Genomic DNA, 22,182 nt, shown 5'->3' with positions numbered 1-22,182 from the left:
CCTCGGCTTTCGCGTCACGATCGAGCCAGCCGAAGCCGCCTGAGCTGTCCCCAGGACTGAACAGCGGGACTTCGTCCCGAGCGGGGCTCCGCCCCGCACCCCTTGACCTCGCGCGTCCCGATGACAGGGTTTTCGTGTCAGGTGCGCGCCGGGGCGCGGCGCGCGAGCGCGGGCTCGGGCGCCAGGGGCAGGCGGCCGGCCGTGCCGGCCCGGCGGGGCGCTAGCGCTACGAACATACGTTCGATATGGTTCGCCCGTGGGCGGTTCTCCTCGCTCGGACGGCAGCAGCACCCGCGAGGACGCGCTCCTCGCCGGGCTCGCCGGGCGCCTCCGCAGTCCGGTCCTCGCCGGCGAGGAGCACCTCCCGGTCGCCCCGGCGCTCACCGGCCTGCTCGGTGCGCCCGGGCTCCGCCGAGGGAGCACGGTGTCCCTCGACGGCGGGGGGGCGCCGGGGGTGACCTCGCTCGCCCTCCTCCTCCTCGCCGAGGCGAGCGCCTCGGGCCTGTGGTGCGGGATCGTCGGCCTCGGCGACCTCGGGATCGCGGCCACGGCCGAGCTCGGGCTCGACCTCGGCCATCTCTACCTCGTGCCGCGGCCGGGCCGCCGCTTCGCTGCGGTGACCGCCGAGCTGCTGGCCGGCTTCGACGCCGTCCTCGCCGCGGTCCCCCCCGGCTGCACCCGCTCCGAGGCGCGCCGGCTCGCGGCCCGGGCCCGGGAGCGCCGCTCCGTGCTCCTCGCGCTCAGCGGCTCGGCCGCCGCCCCTGCCTCCGGCCCGTGGCCGGAGCCCGCCGAGGTTCGCCTCACCGTGACCGGCGGTGACGTCGTCGGCCTGCGGCGGGGGAGCGGCCGGGTCACGGCGAGGCGCCTCGCGCTGACCGCTCGCCTGCGGCGCGCCACCCCCCCGGAGCGCTCGGCGCTGCTCTGGCTCCCCGGGCTCCGCCTGGAGCTCGCCGCCGGCCTGCCCGAGCGCCGGCGCGCCCTCGGCTGAGCACGGCGTGCGGACCCTCGTCGTCTCCTGCCCGGACTGGCCGGTGACCGCCACCGGGCGTCCGCCGCTCGAGCCGACTGCCGTCGTGGCGGGCCAGCACGTCGTCGCCGCCTCGCCTGCCGCGCGCCGCGCCGGGGTGCGCCCCGGCCAGCGCCGCCGGCAGGCGCAGTCGTGCTGCCCCGAGCTCGTCGTCCTCCCTCGCGACCTGGGCCAGGAGGCACGGGCCTTCGAGCCGCTCGTCGCGGCGCTCGAGGCCTTCGGCGCCCTCGTGGCCGTCGGCGAGCCGGGCTGGATGGGGATCGCCACGCGCGGGCCGGCGCGCTACTTCGGCGGCGAGGCCTCCCTCGCCGAGGCGGTCGCCGCGGCCGTCGCCTCCGTGCTGCCGGTCCCGGGCGCCCCGCTCCACGTCGGAGTCGCCGACGGCCCGTTCGCGGCCACCCTGGCGGCCAGCCGCGGTGCCGTCGTCCAGCCGGGGGGCACCGCTGCCTTCCTCGCCCCCTTCCCGATCGAGGCGCTCGGCGTCCCCGAGCTCGCTGACGTGCTCCGCCGCCTGGGGATCACGACGCTCGGGCGCCTCGCGGCCCTCGACGAGGCGGTGGTGGCGGCGCGCTTCGGCGCGGCGGGCGCGCGTGCCCACCGGCTGGCCTCGGGGCGGGAGGAGGGCCCCCTCGCCGTCGCCCACCCTCCTCGCGAGCTCGCGGTCGGGCGCGAGTTCGACCCGCCGCTCGAGTCGCTCGACGCCCTCGGCTTCGCGGCGCGCGCGCTCGCCGAGGGCTTCTGCGGCCGGCTCGCCGCGGCCGGGCTCTCCTGCACCCTCCTCGAGCTCGAGGTGAGGGTCGCGGGGCGTCGACCCGTCGCCCGGCGCTGGGCGAGCGAGGGAGCCTGGAGCGCTGCGCTCGTCGCGGAGCGGCTCCGCTGGCAGCTCGAGGCCCTGGCGACGGCCCCCGGCGCAGCGCAGGGGGAGGGACGAGGCGGGGTGGCCGCCGTGCGCCTCACCCCTGTCGAGCTGGGCCCTGCGCAGGGGCGCCAGCTCGGGCTCCTCGGGCGCCCCGCTGCCTGCGAGGAGCAGGTCGCCCGGGTCGTGGCGCGTGTCCAGCGCCTGCTCGGGCCCGAGGAGGTCCTCCGCCCGGTCCTCGTCGGGGGGCGTGGTCCCGGCGAGCGTGCCCGCCTCGTCCCGGCCGGGGATCCCCTGCCGAGCGACGCGGGCCTCGACGCGCCCTGGCCCGGCCAGGTCCCGCCCCTCAGTCCGGCCGTGGTGCCGCTCGTCCCGCCAGCTGTCGAGCTGCTCGACTCGAGGGGGGAGGCGGTGCGCGTCGACGGCAGGGGGCAGCTGAGCGCCCCGCCGGCGACGCTGTCGGCAGCAGGCCGGCACCCGGCGCCGGTCCTCGCCTGGGCGGGGCCCTGGCCGGTCGACGAGCGGTGGTGGGACGCGGCCGCGCGCCGGCGCCGCGCCCGCCTCCAGGTCCTCCTGCCAGGCGGCGAGGCCCACCTCCTCGCGCTCGAGGGCGGGCGTTGGTGGGTCGAGGGCAGCTACGACTGAGGGAGGGGCGATCGGCACGTTCAACCCCGTCGTCCCCTGGTCGGAGCTCGAGCGGCGTCTCTCGGGCCGACTCGGCCCCCGCAGCGGTGCCCCGGCCTCGCCGCCGCACGAGCGGCCTCGCCCGGCCCCGGCCGCCCGGCGAGCCGCCGTGCCGTACGCTGAGCTCCACTGCCACTCGAGCTTCAGCTTCCTCGACGGCGCCTCGAGCCCCGAGGAGCTCGTCGAGGAGGCGGCCAGGCTCGGCTTGGAGGCGCTCGCCCTCACCGACCACAACGGCTGCTACGGGGTCGTGCGCTTCGCCGAGGCGGCGCGCGCCGCCGGCTTGCCGACGGTCTTCGGGGCGGAGCTCAGCCTCCCGCCAGGAGACGCCGAGCGCCCGGGGGCGCGTGCCGGGGCGATCGACCCCGACGCCAGTCACCTCGTCGTGCTCGCCCGCGGCCCGGACGGCTACGCCGGGCTGGCGAGCGCGATCGCCCGGGGCCAGCTCGCCGGCGGCGAGAAGGGGCGCCCCCGCTTCCGCCTGTCGGAGCTCGCCGATCGCGCCGGTGGCCACTGGGCCGTGCTCACCGGGTGTCGCCGGGGGGCGGTGCGCCAGGCGCTCGACCGGCACGGCCCGGCCGCGGCCGCCCGGGAGCTCGCCCGCCTCGTCGAGGCCTTCGGCCGCGACCACGTCTTCGTCGAGCTGACCGACCACGGCACGCCCCTCGACGGGGCGCGCAACGATGCCCTCGCCACCTTGGCGGCGCGAGCGGGGGTGGGCTTCGTCGCCACGACGAACGCGCACTACGCGTCGCCTCGGCGCTACCAGCTGGCGAGCGCCCTGGCGGCGATCCGCTCCCGCTCGAGCCTGGAGGAGGTGGAGGGCTGGCTCCCGCCCTGGGCCGGCGCCTCGCTGCGCTCGGGCGCCGAGCAGGCGCGCCGCTTCCGCCGCTACCCCGGCGCCCTCGAGCAGTCGGTCGAGCTCGCCCGGTCCTGCGCCTTCGACCTCCGTCTCGTCGCGCCCGGCCTGCCGCCCTTCCCCGTCGGAGCGGGGGAGGACGAGGCGGGTCTGCTCCGCCGCCTCGCCTACGAGGGGGCCCGTCGCCGCTACGGCGAGCGCGGCCGCGAGCGCGTCGCGGGGGCGTGGGCGCAGATCGACCGAGAGCTCGAGATCATCGAGGCGCTCGGCTTCCCCGGGTACTTCCTCGTCGTCTGGGACATCGTCGAGTTCTGCGCCCGCTCGAACATCTTCTGCCAAGGCCGCGGCTCGGCGGCGAACTCGGCGGTCTGCTACGCCCTCGGGATCACGAAGGCGGACGCCGTGGCGCTCGGCCTGCTCTTCGAACGCTTCCTCTCCCCGGCGCGCGACGGCCCCCCCGACATCGACCTCGACATCGAGTCCGGCCGGCGGGACGAGGTGATCGCCTACGTCTACGACCGCTACGGGCGCGAGCACGCCGCCCAGGTGGCGAACGTCGTCACCTACCGCCCGCGCGCCGCGGTGCGCGACGCCGGGCGGGCCCTCGGCTACCCGCCGGGGACCCTCGACGCCTGGTCGCGCCGGGTCGGCGCCCGCTTCCTCGCCCGGGTCCCCGCCGCCTCGGGCGAGGACGCCGACGAGCTCGGGATCCCGCCCGCCGTCCTGCGCCTCGCGGCCGAGCTCGAGGGCCTCCCGCGCCACCTCGGCATCCACCCCGGAGGGATGGTGATCTGCGATCGCCCGGTGATCTCCGTCTGCCCGGTGGAGTGGGCGCGCCGAGAGGGCCGCACCGTCCTGCAGTGGGACAAGGACGACTGCGCGGCGGCCGGGCTCGTGAAGTTCGACCTCCTCGGCCTCGGGATGCTCGAGGCGCTCCACCGGATGGTCGACCTCGTGGCGGGACACCACGGCGTCGAGGTGGACCTGGCGACGATCCCCCAGGAGGACGCCGTCTACGACATGCTCGCCGCGGCCGACTCGATGGGCGTGTTCCAGGTGGAGAGCCGGGCGCAGATGGCCACGCTGCCGCGCCTGCGTCCGCGCTGCTTCTACGACCTCGTCGTCGAGGTGGCGCTCATCCGGCCGGGGCCGATCCAGGGCGGTTCGGTCCACCCCTACCTGCGCCGTCGCAGCGGCGAGGAGCCGGTCACCTACCTCCACCCCCTGCTCAAGCCGGCGCTCGAGAAGACCCTCGGCGTGCCGCTGTTCCAGGAGCAGCTGATGCAGATCGCCATCGACGTGGCCGGCTTCAGCGCCGAGGAGGCCGACCAGCTCCGCCAGGCGATGGGCTCGCGCCGCTCCGCCCAGCGCATGGAGCGCCTGCGTGACCGGCTGTACGCGGGCATGGCGGCGCGCGGGGTGGGCGGGGAGGTCGCGGACGCCGTCTACGAGCAGCTCGCGGCCTTCGCGAACTTCGGCTTCCCCGAGTCCCACGCCGTCTCCTTCGCCTACCTCGTCTACGCCTCGGCGTGGTTCAAGCTCCACTACCCGGCCGCCTTCCTCGCCGCGCTGGTGAACTCCCAGCCGATGGGGTTCTGGTCGCCCCAGAGCCTGGTGGCCGACGCCCGGCGCCACGGGGTCGTCGTGCTCCGCCCCGACGTCAACGCGAGCGGCGCGGAGGCGACGCTCGAGGTGGACCCGGCCACGGGGGAGACGGCTGTGCGCCTCGGGCTCGGGGCGATCCGCACGATCGGCCCCGGCCTCGCCGCTCGGCTCGTGGCCGGTGCCCCCTACGCGAGCGTCGAGGACCTGGCCCGACGCGCCGGGCTGGAGCGCCCCCAGCTCGAGGCGCTGGCGGGCGCGGGGGCGCTCGCCAGCCTCCCGGTGGCCGAGGAGGGCGACGGGCCAGCCTCCCGTCGTGCCGCCCTGTGGGCGGCCGGCGCCCTCGCCGGCGCCCGCGCCGATCGCCTGCCCGGGATGCTCCCCGGGGTGCGCGCCCCCGACCTCCCGGCGATGACCCCCGCCGAGGAGCTCGCCGCCGACCTGTGGGCGACCGGGGTCAGCCCGGAGGGCCACCCGATGGAGCTGTGCCGCCCCCGGCTCGCCGCCCTCGGCGTCCTGCGCGCCGCCGACCTCGCCGGCTGCGACCTGGCCAAGGTGACGGTGGCGGGCGTCGTGACGCACCGGCAGCGCCCGGCGACGGCGGGGGGCACGGTCTTCGTCAACCTCGAGGACGAGACCGGCGTGGTGAACGTGATCTGCTCTCCCGGGCTGTGGGCCCGCCACCACGCCGCCGCGACCGCACCGGCCCTCCTCGTCAGGGGGCGCCTCGAGCACGCCGGCGCCGCCCTGTCGGTCGTGGCGGAGCGGCTCGAGGCGCTCGAGCTCCCCCTCGCCCTCGCGCGCTCCCGGGACTTCCGCTAGAGCTCGGGGACCCCACAGCCCCGGGCGCTTGAGCGCGCGGCGAGCGACGCGCACAATGGGCCTCGGCGCGAGCCCGAGGTGCGGGAAGGAGCTGCGCGTGCGCGCCCTCGTCATCGATCACAGCGCTCCCGGCCGGCTGCGCTTCGCCGAGGTACCGGAACCCGAGCCGGCCGGCGGCGAGCTCCTCGTCGCGGTGGAGGCGATCACGCTCAATCGCGGCGAGCTGCCGCGGGAGACCTCCGCCGCGGGGAGCGTGCCCGGCTGGGACGCAGCCGGCGTCGTCGTCGCGATCGGTGGCGACGTCGAGGGCTTCGCCCCCGGTGACCGGGTCGTCACCCATGCCGGCGGCGGCGGGTGGGCGCAGCTGCGCGTCGCCGACGCCGCCAACGCGGCGCTCGTGCCCGACGGGGTCTCGCTCGAGGACGCCGCCGCCCTCCCGGTCGCCGGCGTGACGGCCCTCCAGGCGGTCCGCGCCGCGGAGTCGGTCCTCGCGCGCCGTGTCCTCGTCACCGGGGCGTCCGGCGGCGTCGGCCGCTTCGCCGTCCAGCTGGCGGCGCGTGCCGGGGGTCGGGTGGTCGCCCTCGTCGGCAGCGAGCGCCGCGGGGAGGGTCTGCGCGACCTCGGCGCCGAGGCCGTCGTCACCTCGCTCGGAGCGGTCGAGCCAGGGCTCGCCGCCGTGATCGAGACGGTCGGCGGCTCGACGCTCGTCGGCGCCCTCGGCCTGCTCGGGCCCGGCGGCGTCCTCGTCTCGATCGGTGCCGCGGCAGACGAGCCGGCCGTCTTCCCGCCGTTCGCGACGGTGGGGGGGCGGCGCCGGCTGGTCTGCTTCTCGATGTCCGAGCGCATCGGAGCCGACCTCGCCGAGCTCGTCGGCCTCCTCGCCGCTGGCGAGCTCGACCCCCAGGTCGGCCGCCGCGGCGACTGGTCGGAGACCCCCGCGGTCGTGGAGGAGCTGCGCCAGCGGCGCGTCGCGGGCAAGGCCGTGCTCCGGGTCTCCGGCTCGTAGGCGAGCCGGCGACCCGCCTCGGACCCTGCGGCTCGCGGCCGGTGTCCTTCGGCCCTAAACGCCGGCCCGGCCGTCCTGCATGCTGCCCAGGGCGGGACGGCGCGGCCGTCTGGTGGCCGGCGCGGAGGACCGCGAGGGACGGCGAAGGGCGCGAACGACCAGCGGTGGGGTAGCAATGGGTGACCTGTTCGACCTGGAACCGGCTGGCTCGTTCGCTCGGATGGCGCGCGCCCTCCTCGCCGAGCCAGACCTCGCCTCGGCGCTCGAGCGCGTCGTGGGCCTGGCGGTCGCCACGATCGACGGCTGCGAGCACGCGAGCGTCTCGGTGGTCCGGGCGCGCCACAGCACGGTCCGGGTCGCCTCGAGCGAGACCGCGACGCGCCTCGAGGCGCTCCAGGAAGAGGTGGGGGAGGGGCCGACGCGCGACGCCGCGACGGAGACGTTCGTCGTCGCCGACGACCTGCGCAGCGACGGCCGCTGGCACCGCTTCAGCGCGAGGGCGAGCGCGTCGGGCGACGTGCGCTGCATCGCCGCCTTCCGCCTCTTCGTCGAGGAGCGCCGCGCCGTGCGCGCCGACGGGCGCGCCTCGGTGGGCAGCGACGAGCGCACCATCGGGACGCTCACCGTCTCGGCGGGGAGGGCGGCAGCGCTCACGAAGGAGAGCGTCTCGATCGGCCTGCTCCTCGCGACCCACGGGGCGCTCGTCCTCGCGGCGAAGCTCCGCCAGGAGCAGCTCGAGGAGGCGCTCCGGTCGCGCGACGTCATCGGCCAGGCGAAGGGGATCCTGATGGCGCGCGAGGGCATCACCGCCGACCAGGCGTTCGACCGGCTGCGGCGGGCCTCGCAGCGGCTCAACCTCAAGCTGCGGGACATCGCCGACCAGGTCGCGTTCACCGGGCTCGCCCCCTGAGAAGCGGCGTCCGCTGGCGCGACGGCGCGCGTCCGCCTCGCTCGAGGAGCGCCCGCGCCGGGTCGTCCCGGCGCCGCCGCTCAGTCGTCGGTGCCGCCCGCCTGCACCTCGGTGAGCAGCGGGGAGCCGTTGGCGAGGACCCCCCTCGCCTCGACGGCCATGCCCGCCGTCACGCCCGAGAGGTCGAAGCCGGCCGGGACGGCGAAGGTGACCGCCGCGCCGCCGTCGCCGGGCTGGACGACGAGCGTCGAGGCGTCGACGGTCACGACGGTGCCGCTGACGTGGACGCGGTCGGCCTCGGGCACCTCGACGCCCTGGAGGGTGAGGGTGCCGTTCACCGACCTCCCCTCGGCACGCACGGTCACGCCCGGGACGATGCCCGTGAGGTCGAAGCCGGCCGGGACGGCGAAGGTGACCGCCGCGCCGCCGTCGGCGGGCTGGACCACGAGGGTGGTGGGGCCGACCGAGCTCACCACGCCCTCCACCTTCGTGGCGTCGCTCGCCTCTCCCTCACCGGTGCGGACCTCGAGGCGCTCGAGGGTGAGGACTCCGCCCACCAGCTGGCCCGTCGCGGCGACGCGTGCCCCGATCCCGAGGCCGGCGGGCAGCGCGAGGTTCGGGGGCACGGCGAGGGTGACGGGCGCCGCGCCGTCGCCGGGCTGGATGACGACGCTCGAGGCGCTGTAGGACGTCAGCACCCCCTCCACCTCGACGCCTTCGCTCTCGCCGTCGCCCGACTGGCTCACCCCGGTCGCCGCCTGGGCCGCCGCGGCGCCGTTGTCCTTGATGGTGATGAGGCTGAACGACTGGTTGGCGTAGGCGACGAGGAGCTCGACCTGGTCACCGACGACGAACGTCGGCGGGAGGGTGAGGCTCGGGGGGATCTCGACCGTCGTGAGCGCGCCCTCGTTCACGGCGAGGACGAGGCTCTGGGACCCGACGGCGGACAGGACGCCGTCGAGCTCGAGGACCGAGGTCTGGCCGACCTGCTGGAGGTGCAGCGCCTCGGCGCCCTGGGCCCCGATCGACACGGCGATGTCGACGACCTCGCCGGTGCTCGGCTGGCCCGGGGTCCCGGCGAGCCTCGACGCGAGGGCGCGCAGCCGGGGGCGAGCGATCGCGAAGTCGCTGCCGCCGGCGGAGACGAGGAGCCTGTCCGGCCAGGCGCGCACGATCGTGGCTCGCAGCCGCGCCCGGTGCGCACGACCGTGCGCTGCGAGGGCGAGGGTGCGGTAGGTGCCGTCGGCGAGCGGCAGCACCCGCGCGACGAGCGCGGCGCCCACCGTCTCGCGCAGCGCGCGGACGCGCAGCGTGCGCACGAGGCCGGACGGAGTGGCGAGCACGAGGACCCGCCGTGGCGCCTCGCGCGCCACGACGACCCCGCGCACGACCGCGGCGTGCGGCGAGCGCGGGTGTCCCGTGTGCCCACGCGGCCGACCCGGCGTGCTACCCGAGCTTCCCGGCGCCGTGACTGCTGTCGCGAGCAGCGCGCCCGCCACGACGACCGCCTGCGCCCAACGCTTCCCGTCCACGCCTGCCCCCGATCCGTCGCTCCGCCGTCCCTGCCGAGGGCGTCGCCTCGGTCGCCGTCCTCAACGTGGTGGCCACCGTCGCGTCACGCGCGAGCGCCGAGTCTGCCCGAAAGGGCACCTCAGTCGTCCCCAGCGATCGGGCCCGTGCGGTCGGTGGCCGGCGCGGCCCCGTCGGCGCTGTCCCCGCCGGGCCGCCTCGTGGCGCTGGCGCCGCTGAGGCGTGCGCCGTCGTCGGTGCCGCCCGTGGGCCGGTCGCCGAGTTCGCCGTGCCCGCTCCCGGGCGGGAGCGTGACGGACGGCGTGCTCGCCGACGGTGCCACGGTGCTCCTCGGTGGCGGCGAGCTCGTCGGTGGCGGCGTGCCCCCGGTCTCGGGCGCCCCGCTGGCCGCGAGGAGCTGCTCGGCGAGCGCGAGGATGCGCCCGGCCTCGGGCTGGACCTTCGCCTCGTCGCCTCGCGAGAGGCGTCCGAGGCTCGCGCGCAGGGCGGCGGCGGCGGATCGAGCCCGGCGCGGGTCGCGCTCGACGAGCGCCGCCTCGAGGGCGGCGATGCGCCCCTTCACCGCGGCCACCGCTGCGTCGTCAACGGGCAGGCCGATCGAGACGGCGAGGGCGCGAAGCGGCGTCGGCAGCGGCGGGCGGGCGGCGGCGACGGCGAGCGCCGCGAGGCAGGCGAGCACCGCGGCGACGAGGAGCCGGGGCGCCCGCCTCGCGCCAGGCGTGCTGCTCGCGGCGAGGAGGGGGACGACCTCCAGCGCGGCGCGCAAGCGGGCCAGCTCCTCGCTCGACGGCCGGTCCGCCGGCGCCCGCAGCGCGCGCTCGAGCGACGCGGCGAGCTCGCTGCGCTCGCGAGCCCTCATGGCTCAGTCTCCGCGAGGTGCCGGCGCAGGCGCTCGAGCGCCCGCGCCTGGGCCATGCGGACGGCCCCGGGTCGTTTCCCGAGCACGGTCCCCACGGCCTCGGCGCTCAGGCCGAGGACGACGCGCAGGTAGAGCAGCTCCTGGTCCGCGTCGGTGAGGCGGAGGAACGCGGCGCGCACCGAGCGCGCCTCGTCGCTCGCGACGAGGCGCTCGGCGAGGTCGTGCTCGTCGCGCTCGTCGCGCGCGCGCTGGAGCGCGGCACGCTCGCGCTCGCCGCGGCGCCAGCGGTCGGCGATGACGTTGCGCAAGATGGCGAACAGCCAGCCCTCGAAGCCGCCGCCGCGCCACCGGAAGCGGTGGATCCCGGCGACGGCGCGGATCATCGCCTCCGAGACGGCGTCCCGGGCCTCGTCGGGACCGAGGCCGCGCCGGGCGAAGGCGACGAGGCGCGGGTAGAGGGAGCGGTAGAGGGACTCCCAGGCGCGGCTGTCGCCGGCCTGGGCAGCGGCGACGAGGTCCGCGAGCGATCCGGGGCCGTGCTCGACGTCGCACGCGGCGTCGCGCACGACGTCGAAGGTTGGCAGCGGCTCGGGCAGCTCGACCACGTTCCACCGATCGACCGCCGGCGCCGGCGAGTTGACCCGCAGCGGTAGCGGCGGCCAGCTCGAGGCGGGCGCGTCGGCCGGCTGACCGCCGTCGCGTCTCGGCCACGGGCGCACGGGCGTCCTCAGAACCCCTCGGGCGCCCGTGCGTGCCAGGGCGCGGCCGCCTCGAGCTGGGCGGCGAGGGAGAGCAGCCGGGCCTCGCCGGCGCTCGGACCGACCAGCTGGACGCCGATCGGCAGGCCGTCCTCGCTCCAGTGGAGCGGCAGGGAGATCGCTGGCTGTCCGGTGAGGTTCGCCATCGCGCTGAAGGGGGTGAAGCGCTTCTGGGCCTCGAAGTCCGCGGCGGGGTCCTCGTCGTCGCGCAGCGCGCCGACCAGCGCCGGGCGCTGGGCGAGCGTCGGCGTCAGCAGGGCGTCGAAGGCAGCCGTCGCGACGATCGCCCGGCGCGCCGCGAGCTGCAGCTCGGCGACGGCTCGGACGAAGCTCGGCGCGTCGACCGCTCGGCCGCGCCCTCGCAGCCAGCGAGTGATCGGACGGAGCAGGTCGTCGCCGCCGGGCGGGACCGGGATGGCAGCGGCGCCGACACTCCAGACGACCTCGAAGCTCGCCGTGACCTCGCTCGGCAGTGGGCGTGGGCAGTCCTCGACCTCGTGGCCGAGCGACTCGAGCAGCGACGAGGCGACCTCGTACGCCCGCACGCACTCTGGATCGACCGCCGCCTCGGCGATCACCGGCTCGAGGAAGCGGCCGATGCGCAGCCGACCCGTCTCGCGCCGCGTCGCGTCGAGGAAGCGCTCGCCTGGCGGCAGCGGCGGCGCCCAGCAGGGATCGCCGGGCATCGGCACGGCCATCGCGTCGAGCGCCGCGGCGGCGTCGGCCACGGTGCGAGCGAGGACCCCGTTCACGGCGAGGCCGCCGACGTCGGACCCGAGCGGCCCGTTGCTCACTCGGCCGCGCGCCGGCTTCAGACCCACGACGCCGCAGGCGCTCGCGGGGATGCGCACCGATCCCGCGCCGTCGCTCCCCTGCGCGAGCGGGACGAGGCGCGCGGCGACCGCCGCGCCGGCCCCGCCGCTCGAGCCGCCGGCCGAGCGGGCGAGGTCGTAGGGGCAGCGGGCCGGTGGCGCGACCTCCGGCTCGGTGTAGCAGCACAGGCCGAACTCCGGGGTGTTCGTCTTGCCGAGGCTGATGAGGCCGGCCTCGCGCAGCAAGGTGACGACGTGGTCGTCGACCGAGGGCACGAAGCTCGCGCCGAGCGCGCTGCCGAACGTCGTGCGGACGCCCGCGGTGAGGTTGAGGTCCTTGATGGCGGTCGGGACGCCGAGGAGCGGGGCGTCTGCGCGTCCCTCGAGCAGCGCCCGCTCGGCCTGCGCCGCGGCCGCCCGGGCCTCGCCCTCGGAGACGGTGACGAAGGCGCCGATCCGGGCGCCGTGCTCGTCGATGCGCCGCAGGTGGTGCTCCACGACCTCGCTCGGGCTCACCTCGCGCCGGCGGAGCGCGTCGGCCAGCTCGAGGGCGCTCAGCTCGTGGAGCTCCACGGCTGCACGATAGGCCGACGGCGTGTCGTGCCTCGATGGCGCGCCGGTGCTCGCCCTGAGGGGCCGCCGAGGCGGCGCCCAGAATCGAACTGGGGTACAGGGCTTTGCAGGCCCTTGCCTAAACCACTCGGCCACGCCGCCAGCGGCTCCACCCTAACACCGGGCCGCTTCGGCGCTGCTAGGCGCCGACGGCGTGGAAGCCGCCGTCGACGTGGACGATCTCTCCCGTCGTGCGCGGGAACCAGTCCGACAAGAGCGCGACGCAGGCGCGTGCCACGGCCGCGCCGTCCCCCGACGCGTCCCAGCCGAGCGGCGCGCGCTCGGCCCACGCGTCCTCGAAGCGCTCGAAGCCCGGGATGGCCTTCGCGGCCACCGTCCGCACCGGGCCGGCGGCGACGAGGTTGACGCGCACGCCCTCGGGTCCGAGATCCCGGGCGAGGTAGCGCGTAAGCGACTCGAGCGCAGCCTTCGCCACCCCCATCCAGTCGTAGCCGGGCCAGGCGGTGCTGGCGTCGAAGTCGAGCCCGACGATCGAGCCCCCGCCGCCGGCCCGCAGCAGCGGGAGGAGCTCGCCGGCGAGTACCCGCAGCGAGAAGGCGGAGACCTCGAGGGTCGTCGAGACCTCGGGCCACGTGGCGGCGAGCATCCCCCGGCCGAGGCAGCTCGCGGGCGCGAAGCCGATCGAGTGGAGGATGCCGTCGAGGCGCCCGAAGCGCTCCTCGAGCGCCCGGGCGAGCGCCGGGGGGTGCTCGGGGTTCGTCACGTCGAGCTCGAGGACCGGCGGCGGGCCGGCCAGCTTGCGCGCGACGCGCTCGGTGAGCGAGCGTCCCCGGCCGAACCCGGTCAGAGCGATGTCCGCGCCCTCGCGCTGGGCGAGCTCGGCGACGCGAAAGGCGAGGGAGTCGTCCGTCAGCACGCCCGTGATGAGGAGCTTCTTGCCCTCGAGGATCCCCACGCCGGCTCCTTCGCTCGCCACCTGCGACGCCCGGACACTACCGGCCGCCGCCGCGGCCACGCGGCCAGCGCCCCGGCACGCGACGCTCAGGGGGCGCGCGTCCCCGCCACGAGGTCGGTGTAGAGGGCGGCGGTGAGCGGATGGACGCCCGCGAGCGGGTCGCCGTCGAGCTCGAGCACGAGGGCGAGGTGGCGCAGGGTCGCCTCGACGCCGGCGCGGTTGCCCGCCGCGTCGGCCGCCCGCATCGCCAGGCGGTGGAGCCGCTCGTCCCAGGGGCTCGTGCGCAGCGCTCGCTGGGCGGCCCAGGTGGCCTCGTCCGGCCGCCCGTCGGCGAGCGCGTGCTCGCCGTAGCGCAGGCCGCAGGCCACCGCGGCCTGCTCCATCTCGCTGGCGAGCCCCTCGAGGGTCGCCCACTGGCACTCGCGCAGCTCGCCGAAGGGCCGCCCGCGCAGCAGGCCGAGCGCCTCTCGCCAGCTCTGGGGGCCCGCCTCGGGCGAGGACAGCGCGAGGAAGGCGGCCCAGTCGGTCGTGAAGTCGGCGATGAGGTGGCGCTCGCCGCTGCGGCGGAGGCGGGGCCGCCCGTCGGAGGCGAAGCCGAGCGCTCGCCGAGCCTCGGAGAGGCGGTTCGCCACCGTCTGGGGAGGCACGCGGCGCTCCGGCCACAGCGCCGTCGCCCAGGTGCGCGTCGTCGCCCCCTCCGGGTGCATCGCGAGGTACACGACGAGCTCGGTGAGCTTCGGGCGCCGCTCGAGCGGGATGGTCGAACCCCGGACCTCGACGGGGCCGAGCACGGCGACCTCGATCGGCTCGGAGCGAGGCGGCGTGGAACCGGCGCTGCTGCGCTCGCCCCGAGGCGCGCCGAGCGCCGAGAGGAAGACGTTCCCGGCGCCGTCCGGCCCGGGCGCGACGACGGCGCGCGCCTCGGGCGAGGGCCGGGCGAGGAGCACCCCGCACTCGGGGCGCTGCGTCGCCCGGGCGAGCAGCTCGGCGAGTGCGGCGCTCGCCTCGCACGCCGCCGACCCGACGAGGACGACCGTCGGGCCACCGGCGCGGTCCGCCTCGAGGCAGGCGAGCGCCGCAGCCGGGCTGGCGACGAGCGCGTCGGCGCCAGAGCCGCCCGTCGGGGCGAGACCGACGGCGATGACGCGGCCGATCTCGCAGAAGCGCCTCGTGAAGGCGTCGCGCGCCATCGCCGCGAGGCGCTCCTCGCAGTGGTCGGGCGCGCCCGCGAGCGAGGTCACCCTGGCCGCGACGAGGTCGATGAGCAGCGAGCCTCGCGGCGTCGTGCCCGCGGCGACCAGCGCGGCGAGCGCCGGTGCGGCCTCGTGCGCCCGGTGCGCGGCGAGGTCGCGCCGCGAGAGCCGCCAGGTCCCGTCGAACAGCGCCTCGCCGCCGCCGGCCGCCGGGCGCAGCGCCTGCCACGAGCGCAGGACGACGTCGTCGGGCCCGAGCTCGTAGAGGATGGGCGGGGCGCTCCAGCGTGCGCCGGGGCGCGCGACGAAGGCCGCCGCGAGGCGAGCAGCCTGCTCCTCGCGCAGCGAGGTCCGCTCCCGCTCGCTGCCTGGCCTGACGCGCCGGCCGCCCACGCCGTCGGTCCCGCCCACGCCGTGACCTCCTCGTTTCCGCCGCACGGCAGGAGACGCCGCGTCGCCCGTCGGTTGTTGCCGCTCCGACCCGCCACGCCGGGGCCACGAGCGTGGACGCTCGCGCTACCGCTCGTTCTACCGCGCCGCGCCGGTCGGAACCAGGGTTCGTGGCGCCGGGGACGCCCCGGCGGGCCGGACGAGGCGCTGCTATACTCGGGCGCAGTTCAGCGGCCTTCCGAAGGTGCGGGAACGTGGGCGGGTGCCCACGTTCTTGATTTTTTGGGCGGCCGTGCGAACCTGCGAGGTGGGCACCGGCGCGTGGCGCCGGAGGAGGCGTCGGGACCGGCGAGGAGGTGCGGTGCGAGCGAGCTGGGACGATCTCGCCAGGGCGCTCGGCCCGGTGCTCGCGCCGCTCGACCTCGAGCTCTTCGACGTGGAGCTCCACGGCCGCACGCTGCAGGTCACCGTCGAGGGGCGCGCCGGGCTCGACCTCGACACCATCGCCGAGGCGTCCCGGGCGATCTCGCGTCTGCTCGACGCCCGGGACGAGCTCGCGCCGCCCGGGCCCTACGAGCTCGAGGTGACGAGCCCAGGCCTCGAGCGCCGGCTGCGCCGCCCCGAGCACTTCGCCCGGGCCGTCGGCGAGCAGGTCGCGCTGCGCACGGTCCCCGGCACACCCGGGGAGCGCCGCGTCGAGGGGGTGCTCGTGGCGGCCGGCGAGGAGGCGGTGGTCGTCGCCGGACCGGCCGGGGAGCGCCGCCTCACCTACAGCGAGATCGAGCGGGCGCGCACGGTGTTCGACTGGCGGTCGGCGCTTCGCAAGGAGCGCCGCGCCCCCGCGCGGCGAGAGGCGGTCGGCGAGGCGCCGTCCGCCACCGGGAGAAGGGCGACGACGAGATGAGCACGAACTTCGAGTTCCTGGACGCGCTCCAGCAGATCGCGCGCGACAAGGGGATCGCCGTCGACACCCTCCTCGAGGCGCTCGCCAACGCGCTCGTGGCCGCCTACAAGCGCCTGCCGAACGCCGCGGAGGAGGCGTTCGTCACGATCGACTCCGACTCCGGGGAGATCCGCGTCTACGGCCAGGAGCTCGACGAGGAGGGCAACGTCGTGCGCGAGTGGGACGACACGCCCCACGACTTCGGCCGCATCGCCGCGCAGGCGGCCAAGCAGGTCATCCTCCAGCGCATCCGGGAAGCCGAGCGCGACCTCAAGTACGAGGAGTACGCCGGGCGCGAGGGCGACATCGTCACGGGGATCATCCAGCAGAGCGACAACCGCTACACCCTGCTCGACCTGGGCAGGGTGGAGGCACTCCTGCCGCAGGCGGAGCAGGTCCCCTACGAGCGCTACGAGCACGGCGCGCGCCTCAAGGCCTACATCGTCGAGGTCCGCAAGACGACGAAGGGCCCCCAGATCGTCGTCTCCCGCTCGCACCCGGGCCTCATCAAGCGGCTCTTCGAGCTCGAGGTGCCCGAGATCTCCAACGGCGTCGTGGAGATCAAGGCCTGCGCGCGCGAGCCCGGCCACCGAACGAAGATCGCGGTCTGGTCGAACGACCCGAACGTCGACCCGGTCGGGGCCTGCGTCGGGGCGCGCGGCGCGCGCGTCCGCATGGTGACGAACGAGCTGCGGGGCGAGAAGGTCGACATCGTGCCCTACTCCGACGACCCGGCCGAGTTCGTCGCCCGCGCCCTGCAGCCGGCGAGGGTGAAGGAGGTCCGCCTCGACGAGGAGACCGGGACGGCGACGGTGATCGTGCACGACTACCAGCTCTCCCTCGCGATCGGCAAGGAGGGCCAGAACGCGCGCCTCGCGGCGCGCCTCACCGGCTGGCGGATCGACATCAAGAGCGAGTCGCAGCTCGCCGAGGAGGAGGCGGGCCTCACCGCCGACGGCTGGGCCGAGGGCGAGTGGGTCGAGGGCGAGGCCGGCGAGATGGTCTTCCAGCCCGCGGGCGGCGGCCCCGCGGTCTCGATGGAGCAGTGGGTCCAAGCCGGCGGCTCGCCCCGCGCCGGCGACGCCGGGGAGGCGCCCGCCGAGCCGGCGGCGGCCGAGACCGAAGCGGTCGTGCCGGGTGCCGACGAAGGAGCGCCGTCGTAGCCGGCCGGGCACCGCTGCGCACCTGCGTCGGCTGCCGGCGGCGCCGGCCGGCGGACGAGCTCGTGCGCGTCTCGTCCCCCGCGCCCGGTACCCTCGTGGTCGGGCGGGGCCAGCCGGGCCGGGGCGCCTGGCTGTGCACCGGCTCGCCCGCGTGCCTCGAGGGGGCCCTGCGCGGCGGCGCGCTCGCCCGCGCCCTGCGCGTGCCGCTGCCCGAGGACGCGGCGGCACGCCTCGCCCAGGCGCTCACGTAGGCCCGGGCACGGCCTCCGCCCGGGTGTGCGAGGATAGGGAGGCGGCGGGAGCGCTGCCGGAGGCGCGTCGCGTCTCGCTGGAAGGGACTGCTGTTGGCGAAGAAGATCCGGGTCTACGAGCTCGCCCGCGAGCTCGGGCTCACGAACAAGGAAGCGCTCGACCTGTGCCTCGAGCTCGGGATCGGGGTGAAGAGCCACTCCTCCTCGATCGAGGACGCGCAGGGCGACCGCGTGCGCCGGCGCGCCGAGCGCGACGGGCTCATCCGCAAGACGCCTCCGGTGGAGGAGCCGGCCCCCCGAGCCGTCTCCGAGCCTGCCGGCGCGTCCCGCCAGCCCGAGCCGCCGACGGCCGGCGTGAGACCGCCGGCCGAGGTGCCGCCGGCGGAGCACCGCGTCGTGCGCAGCCGGCCGGCCAGCGAGCTCGCCGAGCACGCGCGCACGATCGCCCAGCGCGGCGCCGCGCCACCGACGCGTCCCGCGGTCCCGGGGCGACCCGGACCGGGCGAGTCCGGTCGGCCGCCGGCGCCGCGCCCGGGCCCCACGCCCGAGTCGGGCCCCCCGCCAGCGCGTCGTCCGCTGCTCAGCACCTCTGGCAAGCCGATCCCACCGCCTCCGGGCGGCCCGCCCCGGTCGCCCTCTGGGCGCCCGATCCCTCCCCCGCCAGGTCTCGGGGGCCGCGGGCCCGTCGCCGGCGGGCGCTTCGGCGCGCCGGCCGGCGGAGGCCGGCCCGGCTTCGGCGGCCGGCCCGCCGCCGGGACGGGTCGCCCCGGCTTCGGCGGGGGCCGGCCCGGCTTCGGCGGCCGGCCCGCGGGTGGGCGCGCGCTCGGCGTCGGGGGCCCGCCCCCGGGCGGGCGGGGCGGACTGGCAGGTCGCGGCCGCCCGCCGCAGCGACGGGCCAAGCGCCGGCGCCGCGTCACCGAGGAGCTCGAGCCGATCCAGGTCGCGACCTACACGCCCTCGAACGCCCCGGTGCCCGAGGGCGAGGTGATCATCGAGCGCGGCTGCACGCCCCAGGAGCTCGGGCCGAAGCTGAACCGTTCGGCCGGCGACGTCATCCGCTTCCTCTTCCTCCAGGGGGAGGTGGTGACTGCTACCCAGTCGCTCACCGACGACATGATCGAGCTGTTCGCGGCCGAGCTCGGCGCGCGCATCAAGCTCGTCGACCCGGGCGAGGAGCAGGAGGCCGCCCTCCAGGCGCGCTACTTCGCCGAGGACGAGGAGGAGGTCGACCCGGCGACGCTGCGTCCGCGCCCGCCGGTCGTCACCGTGATGGGGCACGTCGACCACGGCAAGACCCTGCTGCTCGACCGCATCCGGCAGACGAACGTCGCGGCCGGCGAGGCGGGAGGGATCACCCAGCACATCGGCGCCTACCAGGTCGAGCGCGACGGCCACGTGATCACCTTCATCGACACGCCAGGCCACGAGGCCTTCACGGCGATGCGGGCGCGCGGGGCGCAGGTGACCGACATCGTGGTCCTCGTCGTCGCCGCCGACGACGGCGTCATGCCCCAGACGATCGAGGCAATCAACCACGCCCGGGCCGCCGACGTGCCGATCGTGGTCGCGCTGAACAAGATCGACCGCGAGGACGCCGATCCGACCCGCGTCCTGCAGCAGCTCTCCGAGCAGGGCCTCGTCCCGGAGGCCTGGGGCGGCGACACGATCACGGTCGAGGTCTCCGCCCTCCAGGGCATCGGCATCGACGACCTGCTCGACCACCTCGCGGCCCTCGCGGAGGTTCTCGAGCTCAAGGCGAGCCCGGAGGGCCGTGCCCGCGCCACGGTGCTCGAGGCGAACCTCGACGTCGGTCGGGGGCCCGTGGCGAGCGTCATCGTGCGCTCGGGGACGCTGCGCGTCGGCGATCCGATCGTGGCGGGCTCGGCCTGGGGGCGGGTCAAGGCGCTCATCGACGACCGCGGCGACCAGGTGAAGGAGGCCGTGCCGTCGATGCCGGTGGAGGTCCTCGGCCTGTCGAGCCCGCCGACCGCCGGCGACGAGCTGCGCGTCACGACGGACCTCTCGGTGGCCCGGACGATCGCCGAGGCCCGCGCCCAGCGGGCGCGCACCGCCGGCTACGGCCAGGCGCCGAGCGCGCCCGGCGCCGGCGCGCGCCTCGAGGACCTCTTCGAGCAGATCCAGCGCGGCGAGAGCGCGACGCTCACCCTCGTCCTCAAGGCGGACGTCCAGGGGTCGCTCGAGGCCGTCACCGAGAGCCTGCGCCGGCTCGAGCGCGAGGAGGTGAAGATCGCCTTCGTCCACCGTGGCGTCGGCGGGATCACCGAGGGCGACGTGCAGCTCGCAGCGGCCTCGAACGCGACGATCATCGGCTTCAACGTCCGCCCCGGCCGGGGCGTGCGGGAGCTCGCGGAGGCGCACGACGTCGAGATCCGCACCTACGAGATCATCTACAAGCTGATCGAGGACATCGAGGCGGCGATGGTCGGCATGCTCGCCCCCGAGTACGAGGAGGTCGTCACGGGCGAGGCCGAGGTCCGCGAGGTCTTCCGGGTGCCGCGCGTCGGCGCCGTGGCGGGCTGCTACGTGCGCAGCGGGACGATCGCCCGGGGCTCGAAGGTACGCTTCCTGCGCGACGGCGTCGTCATCTGGAAGGGCACGATCGCCTCGCTGCGGCGCTTCAAGGAGGACGTGCGGGAGGTGGCGGCCGGGTTCGAGTGCGGCGTCGGCCTCTCGGACTTCCAGGACCTCCATCAGGGCGACCTCATCGAGACCTACGAGGAGCGCGAGGTTCCGAGGACCTGAGCGCGCCGGCGCTCGTGGCACGCGAGAGAGAGCGGACGGCGATGGATGTCCCAGCACGCGGCTCGCAGCGTCCCTACGCACGGGTTGCCCGCGTGAACGCGCTCTTGCACGAGGTCGTGGCCGAGGAGCTCGAGCGGCGGGCCGACAGCGACGAGCGGCTCCGGCTGCTCACCGTGACCGGCGTGGCCTGCGAGCCGGACCTGCGTCACGCCGCCGTCTACCTTGCCTCCATCCCGCCGGCGTCGGCCGAGGCCCTCGCGCTGTGCCGGCGCGCCCTCCAGCAGGCGATCGGCCGGCAGCTGCGCCTGCGGCGCGTGCCCGTGCTCGAGTTCAGGGTCGACCCGGCGATCGTCGCCGGCGAGCGCGTCGACGCCGCGCTGCGCCGCGTGCACCGGCGCGAGGCGGGCGGGTAGTGGCGCACCGGCGCGCCGGCGCGGCCGACCCCGACGGCGTCGTCGTCGTCGACAAGCCCGGGGGGTGGACGTCGCACGACGTCGTGGCGCGTGCGCGCAGCCGGCTCGGGTGCCGGCGCGCCGGGCACGCCGGCACCCTCGACCCGGGCGCGACGGGGGTGCTCGTCGTCGGCGTGGGGCGCGCGACGCGCCTCTTGCGCTTCGCCAGTGCGCTCGAGAAGTCCTACACCGGCGAGCTCGTCCTCGGCGTCGCGACCTCGACGCTCGACGCGACCGGCGAGGTCGTCGCCACCTACGACATGGCCGGCGTCACGCCGGCCGAGGTCGCCGAGGCGGCGGCGCGCCTCACGGGCCAGCTCCTCCAGGTGCCCCCGATGGTGTCGGCGCTCAAGGTGGGCGGGCGGCGCCTCTACTCCCTCGCCCGTGCCGGCATCGAGGTGGAGCGCCAGCCCCGCCGCGTGCACGTCGCCCGCTTCGCCGTGGCAGCGGCAGACGAGCCGGGCGTCTACGCCTTCGAGGTCACCTGCTCGTCGGGTACCTACGTGCGCTCCCTCGTCGCGGACCTCGGCGCGTCGCTCGGGGGTGGGGCCCACCTCCGCTGCCTGCGGCGCGTCGCCGTCGGCCGCTTCACCCTCGAGGGCGCCGTCGCCCTCGAGGACCTCTCGGCCGCCCACCTGGAGCCGCCGTCCGCCCTCGTCGCCCACCTCCCGGCCCTCGCCGTCGACGACGACGTGGCCGGCGCGCTCCGCCACGGGCGCGTCCTCGAGCGGCGCGCCCTCAAGGCCGTGGGGGACGGCCCCTGGGCGCTCTACGGCCCCGAGGGGGGGCTCCTCGCCGTCTACGAGCGCCTCGGGCGCGACCGCGCCAAGCCGGCCGTCGTCCTGGCGGGGCCGGCCGGTCCTGCGGCCGGCGCGGGTAGTCTCGGGCGGCCATGGACGTGACCGACGGGATCCGCCGCCAGCCGCGTTCGACGGTCGTGAGCATCGGGAACTTCGACGGCGTGCACATCGGGCACCGTCGGGTCGTCGAGGAGCTGCGCCGCGAGGCGGCGTCGCGCGGCCTCGAGTCGGTCGTGCTCACCTTCGACCGCCACGCCGCCTCGGTGGTCCGGCCCGAGCGCGCGCCCCGCCTGCTCACCGGGGCGGCGCACAAGCTCGAGCTGCTCGTCGCCACCGGCGTCGACGAGGTCGTGATCTTGACGTTCGACGCGAGGCGGGCGGCCGAGCCGGCCGAGGACTTCGTCCGCACCGTCCTCGTCGGTCAGCTCGGCGCGGCCGAGGTGCTGGTCGGGGAGAACTTCCGCTTCGGGCACCGCCAGCAGGGCGACGTCGCGCTCCTCGAGGAGATGGGCGTCGAGCTCGGCTTCCGTGCCCGCGCCATGCCGCTCGTGGTCGACGACGAGCGTCACGAGGTCGTCTCGTCGACGCGCATCCGGCACCTCGTCGCCGCAGCGGACCTCGACGCCGCGGCGCGGCTGCTCGCCCGGCCGCACGAGGTGCGCGGCCGCCTCGAGCGAGACGGGCGCAGCGTGCGCCTGGCGCTCGACCCCGAGCTGCTCACCCCGCCGAGCGGGCTCTACGCCGGGACGCTCGGCCCGCCTGGTGACGCCGGCGTGCCCGTGCTCGCCCGCGTCGAGGCACCCGAGGCGCGTCACGCGCCGGCGCGCATCGAGGTCGTGCCCGACGGGGACGGCTCGGCGCCCGGCGACCTCGTCGGCGCCGGCGAGGTCGCCCTGCGCTTCGCGTCGGTCGTCGAGGGTGCCGTGCCGGGCCGGCAGCTGTCCGGCAGCGCCGAGCAGCCTCGGTAAGCTCTG

General features: G+C 76.9%; 18 protein-coding genes and 1 tRNA gene. 12 read left to right on the top strand and 7 right to left on the bottom strand.

Annotation, left to right across the window (positions count from 1 at the left end; translation table 11 throughout):
* Positions 1-256: 256 nt before the first annotated feature.
* The 5 genes from VKV23_08700 to VKV23_08680 all read left to right on the top strand — a co-directional run bounded on the left by VKV23_08700 (position 257) and on the right by VKV23_08680 (position 7,766).
* A complete protein-coding gene (locus tag VKV23_08700; GenBank protein ID HLI16111.1) occupies positions 257-988 on the top strand; it encodes a hypothetical protein in 732 nt (243 codons plus the stop codon).
* 7 nt (positions 989-995) lie between these two features.
* Positions 996-2,528: a DNA polymerase Y family protein gene (locus tag VKV23_08695; GenBank protein ID HLI16110.1), complete on the top strand. Its 1,533-nt coding sequence runs from the start codon at positions 996-998 to the stop codon at positions 2,526-2,528.
* Positions 2,529-2,676: 148 nt separating this feature from the next.
* Entirely contained in the window at positions 2,677-5,850 is a 3,174-nt protein-coding gene (locus VKV23_08690) for an error-prone DNA polymerase (protein HLI16109.1), read from the top strand.
* A gap of 97 nt (positions 5,851-5,947) precedes the next feature.
* Positions 5,948-6,856, top strand: coding sequence for a zinc-binding dehydrogenase (locus tag VKV23_08685; GenBank protein HLI16108.1), 909 nt, complete (start codon positions 5,948-5,950; stop codon positions 6,854-6,856).
* 175 nt (positions 6,857-7,031) lie between these two features.
* Positions 7,032-7,766, top strand: a complete 735-nt coding sequence (locus tag VKV23_08680; GenBank protein HLI16107.1) for an ANTAR domain-containing protein — start codon at positions 7,032-7,034, stop codon at positions 7,764-7,766.
* Positions 7,767-7,846: 80 nt separating this feature from the next.
* Here the strand turns inward: VKV23_08680 and VKV23_08675 are convergent, their stop codons facing one another.
* The 7 genes from VKV23_08675 to VKV23_08645 all read right to left on the bottom strand — a co-directional run bounded on the left by VKV23_08675 (position 7,847) and on the right by VKV23_08645 (position 14,857).
* A complete protein-coding gene (locus VKV23_08675; GenBank protein ID HLI16106.1) occupies positions 7,847-9,154 on the bottom strand; it encodes a hypothetical protein in 1,308 nt (435 codons plus the stop codon).
* Positions 9,155-9,417: 263 nt separating this feature from the next.
* Entirely contained in the window at positions 9,418-10,155 is a 738-nt protein-coding gene (locus VKV23_08670; protein ID HLI16105.1) for a hypothetical protein, read from the bottom strand.
* Positions 10,152-10,874 (bottom strand): RNA polymerase sigma factor, encoded by a 723-nt coding sequence (locus VKV23_08665; protein HLI16104.1) that lies wholly within the window; start codon positions 10,872-10,874, stop codon positions 10,152-10,154. Before VKV23_08665 ends, VKV23_08670 begins: the two co-directional genes overlap by 4 nt.
* An 8-nt stretch (positions 10,875-10,882) precedes the next feature.
* Positions 10,883-12,298 carry an amidase gene (locus VKV23_08660; GenBank protein ID HLI16103.1) on the bottom strand — a complete coding sequence of 472 codons (1,416 nt, stop codon included), beginning with the start codon at positions 12,296-12,298 and terminating at the stop codon, positions 10,883-10,885.
* 69 nt (positions 12,299-12,367) lie between these two features.
* Positions 12,368-12,439 (bottom strand) — tRNA-Cys (locus VKV23_08655).
* A gap of 37 nt (positions 12,440-12,476) precedes the next feature.
* Complete coding sequence (gene fabI, locus VKV23_08650) at positions 12,477-13,253, bottom strand: enoyl-ACP reductase FabI (GenBank protein ID HLI16102.1); 777 nt, start codon at positions 13,251-13,253, stop codon at positions 12,477-12,479.
* An 86-nt stretch (positions 13,254-13,339) separates the two neighbouring features.
* A complete protein-coding gene (locus tag VKV23_08645; protein ID HLI16101.1) occupies positions 13,340-14,857 on the bottom strand; it encodes a BTAD domain-containing putative transcriptional regulator in 1,518 nt (505 codons plus the stop codon).
* A gap of 340 nt (positions 14,858-15,197) precedes the next feature.
* On the opposite strand from VKV23_08645, the gene rimP reads away from it, so the two are divergent.
* The 7 genes from rimP to VKV23_08610 all read left to right on the top strand — a co-directional run bounded on the left by rimP (position 15,198) and on the right by VKV23_08610 (position 22,176).
* Entirely contained in the window at positions 15,198-15,740 is a 543-nt protein-coding gene (gene rimP / locus VKV23_08640; GenBank protein HLI16100.1) for a ribosome maturation factor RimP, read from the top strand.
* Complete coding sequence (gene nusA / locus VKV23_08635; protein HLI16099.1) at positions 15,737-16,942, top strand: transcription termination factor NusA; 1,206 nt, start codon at positions 15,737-15,739, stop codon at positions 16,940-16,942. Before rimP ends, nusA begins: the two co-directional genes overlap by 4 nt.
* Positions 16,825-17,193, top strand: a complete 369-nt coding sequence (locus tag VKV23_08630; GenBank protein HLI16098.1) for a YlxR family protein — start codon at positions 16,825-16,827, stop codon at positions 17,191-17,193. The genes nusA and VKV23_08630 overlap by 118 nt, the downstream gene beginning before the upstream one ends.
* 93 nt (positions 17,194-17,286) lie before the next feature.
* Entirely contained in the window at positions 17,287-19,956 is a 2,670-nt protein-coding gene (gene infB, locus VKV23_08625; protein HLI16097.1) for a translation initiation factor IF-2, read from the top strand.
* Positions 19,957-20,048: 92 nt separating this feature from the next.
* On the top strand, positions 20,049-20,369 hold the full coding sequence (locus VKV23_08620) for a ribosome-binding factor A (GenBank protein ID HLI16096.1): 321 nt from the start codon (positions 20,049-20,051) through the stop codon (positions 20,367-20,369).
* Positions 20,369-21,310 carry a tRNA pseudouridine(55) synthase TruB gene (gene truB, locus VKV23_08615; GenBank protein ID HLI16095.1) on the top strand — a complete coding sequence of 314 codons (942 nt, stop codon included), beginning with the start codon at positions 20,369-20,371 and terminating at the stop codon, positions 21,308-21,310. The genes VKV23_08620 and truB overlap by 1 nt, the downstream gene beginning before the upstream one ends.
* Positions 21,301-22,176 (top strand): hypothetical protein, encoded by an 876-nt coding sequence (locus VKV23_08610; GenBank protein ID HLI16094.1) that lies wholly within the window; start codon positions 21,301-21,303, stop codon positions 22,174-22,176. Before truB ends, VKV23_08610 begins: the two co-directional genes overlap by 10 nt.
* The last annotated feature ends 6 nt before the right edge of the window (positions 22,177-22,182 follow it).

It is taken from the genome of Acidimicrobiales bacterium (genome assembly GCA_035294085.1).
In the GTDB taxonomy this organism is placed as follows: domain Bacteria; phylum Actinomycetota; class Acidimicrobiia; order Acidimicrobiales; family Bog-793; genus DATGLP01.
This window is presented reverse-complemented; position numbering and strand designations above follow the sequence as displayed.

Coding starts and splice junctions, on each gene's coding strand:
- VKV23_08680 (HLI16107.1), top strand. CDS start 7,032: ATGGGTGACCTGTTCGACCTGGAACCGGCTGGCTCGTTCGCTCGGATG.
- VKV23_08670 (HLI16105.1), bottom strand. CDS start 10,155: ATGAGGGCTCGCGAGCGCAGCGAGCTCGCCGCGTCGCTCGAGCGCGCG.
- nusA (HLI16099.1), top strand. CDS start 15,737: ATGAGCACGAACTTCGAGTTCCTGGACGCGCTCCAGCAGATCGCGCGC.
- VKV23_08610 (HLI16094.1), top strand. CDS start 21,301: ATGGACGTGACCGACGGGATCCGCCGCCAGCCGCGTTCGACGGTCGTG.